Source organism: Fulvivirga sp. M361, from assembly GCF_007097395.1.
GTDB lineage: Bacteria > Bacteroidota > Bacteroidia > Cytophagales > Cyclobacteriaceae > Fulvivirga.
The window spans coordinates 1-2,002 of the sequence record NZ_VKDC01000096.1 but is presented as its reverse complement, the minus strand read 5'-3'; the positions used below and the strand labels follow the sequence as shown (position 1 = coordinate 2,002).

General features: G+C 45.5%; 3 protein-coding genes. 2 read left to right on the top strand and 1 reads right to left on the bottom strand.

Annotation, left to right across the window (positions count from 1 at the left end; genetic code table 11):
• Window positions 1-37 precede the first annotated feature (37 nt).
• Window positions 38-460 (bottom strand): helix-turn-helix domain-containing protein, encoded by a 423-nt coding sequence (locus FNH22_RS31740; RefSeq protein WP_143402564.1) that lies wholly within the window; start codon window positions 458-460, stop codon window positions 38-40.
• A gap of 67 nt (window positions 461-527) precedes the next feature.
• Here FNH22_RS31740 and FNH22_RS31735 point away from each other — a divergent pair, with 67 nt between their 5' ends.
• Both FNH22_RS31735 and FNH22_RS31730 read left to right on the top strand, forming a co-directional pair.
• The gene (locus FNH22_RS31735; protein ID WP_143402563.1) at window positions 528-1,277 is read left to right on the top strand and encodes a hypothetical protein; all 750 of its coding nucleotides are present in this window, start codon (window positions 528-530) and stop codon (window positions 1,275-1,277) included.
• Between the two features lie 136 nt (window positions 1,278-1,413).
• Window positions 1,414-1,656 carry a hypothetical protein gene (locus FNH22_RS31730; protein WP_143402562.1) on the top strand — a complete coding sequence of 81 codons (243 nt, stop codon included), beginning with the start codon at window positions 1,414-1,416 and terminating at the stop codon, window positions 1,654-1,656.
• Window positions 1,657-2,002 lie beyond the last annotated feature (346 nt).

Here is a 2,002-nt window from a genome sequence, read left to right as displayed (position 1 = left end):
TCCCGATTTAATTCAGATCAAACGTAAAACTTCAGACTTACTTCTTACCCCCTAAAAGCTTCTCCAGCATCGCTACTTTTTCGTCTTTCTCTTTGAGCAGTTCGCGATATAGCTTTTCATTTTTATCGATGACTTCCATCATCTTGTCCAAAGCATTGAAAGTACAGTTGTAATTGTACGCGCTGGTATTGCCACCTTTTTGGTCATGAGTGGTTATAATATTATACACCGTAGCATTCTCATCCAGGTTTTTAATGGCGTCACCAGTTACCCCCATCGCCTTAGCCACCTTTTCCAGTTGTTCATCGTCTACCTCTTCGCTGGATTCGATGTTAGATACTGTCTGCTGGCTCATGTCCATTTTTTCGGCTAAGTCATCCTGCGTTAAGTTCAGTAACTCTCGCATGTGTCTCACCTTTCTTCCCATGTGCTTGGGGCGGGGTTTTGTTGTGTGTTCCATAAATCAAATATATTAACTCGGGTGCTAGTTACAAAGGCGAGCGCCTTTCTTGGTAAAAATACCCATAATGGCTGGTAAAATTACCATTCAATTACCAATGAAAATGGTGCAATACAAAGGGGGTGTTAGTGTACTTAGCGTTCATCGAAAGCAAGAAATAACCCTACCACTTAAAAAGAAGAATGCCATGGACACACCCGAACCCTATGATCAGCTTTGTAAAGCCGTACGTACCGGTGAGACGGAAAGCATTTTCAAATGCCTGGAAAAAATAGAATCTGCAAAAGTACGTACCCGTATCATCTCATTGATTTTTGACGATGTCGATCTGTATGAGCTGGCACAATGTGCCTTGAAGCCTCACAGACTTGAATATGTTGTGCGCCAGTTTTGCCATAACCTGCAGTACAGGCAGACGCAGATGTTCGTTAACTTCTCGTGTAAAGGCTATGCCACCCCTTTAGAAGAATTACTTTCTGCCGAGCCTGCCCGTTATGAGGAAATAAAGAGCAGGCTTTATACTACCCTGATACACCTGTGCGCACATGTAAAGGTTAAAAATGGTACGTTCATACTGGTAGACCTGTACTCAACCCAAAGCAGGCTGTCTGTATCGCTGGATACGGATGTGCCGTTCCTGCACAGCATTGATAATTCTAACGAGCTGCCCATCTGCATGGCGCTAAACCATATCCGGCAAATGGGAGGTAAACTACATGCAGACTGTATAGGCCTGAGCCTGAAATTATTTCGGCTTACCCTTACCCTGGACTTTGGCTGCAACGGAAACAGTAGAAAGCCCCCGCATAGCGGTTAGCATCTAGTTAATACTGAACTGACGTGTAGGGTAGTTCTCGTCCAGTCAGCAATAGGCAAGGTGGCAGTAGGCAAAATATAAGGTTGCCTACTGATTTTTGCCGACTGCCGACTTTAAAAATGGAACTACTTTTCGGGTGACAGAAATTATCGTTTCATCGGTTAAAAAGATAGGGCGTAAGGTTTCGGTGATCTTTGCGTATTTCGTTGATCCCTCACCCTGTTCAGGCCGGCCGGTAGGATTAACAGCAAGTACGGTTATGGCTGTTTTGGGGAGCTTTCACCTTTTTTTGACCCGTGCTGATATACAAGAGGGTACCGCCTGGCGCGGTGTGGCCGGTGGATGTTTCTATGGCTTTACCGAGCGGCTTTGCTCATGACTTCTGAGGAGAAACCTACTCCTGACACCGGGCCTTCACGTCAGCGATCGTCAGGGGTAAAAAAGTAAAAAACGCCTGTTTTATTCCATAAACGTGGGGTGTGGTACAACCGCTTGCAGGGGTACGTTCATCCCCTGCCCGTACAGCGCTTGCCCGCACTACTATGGCTCTATATATTTGGTTTATGGAATATACCACACCCCGTCCACTACCCGGAAAAGTCCTTCACACGTTAGCCCCCACCCATTCTTTCCGCCTGAACTATTGCTGTGGAAAGGTAGCAGGGCGCAAAACGCTAAAAAATAGTACTTAACTAGGTCAGTTGTTGAATTGAAGCAAGATCAAC

Coding starts and splice junctions, on each gene's coding strand:
- FNH22_RS31740 (WP_143402564.1), bottom strand. CDS start 460: ATGGAACACACAACAAAACCCCGCCCCAAGCACATGGGAAGAAAGGTG.
- FNH22_RS31735 (WP_143402563.1), top strand. CDS start 528: ATGGCTGGTAAAATTACCATTCAATTACCAATGAAAATGGTGCAATAC.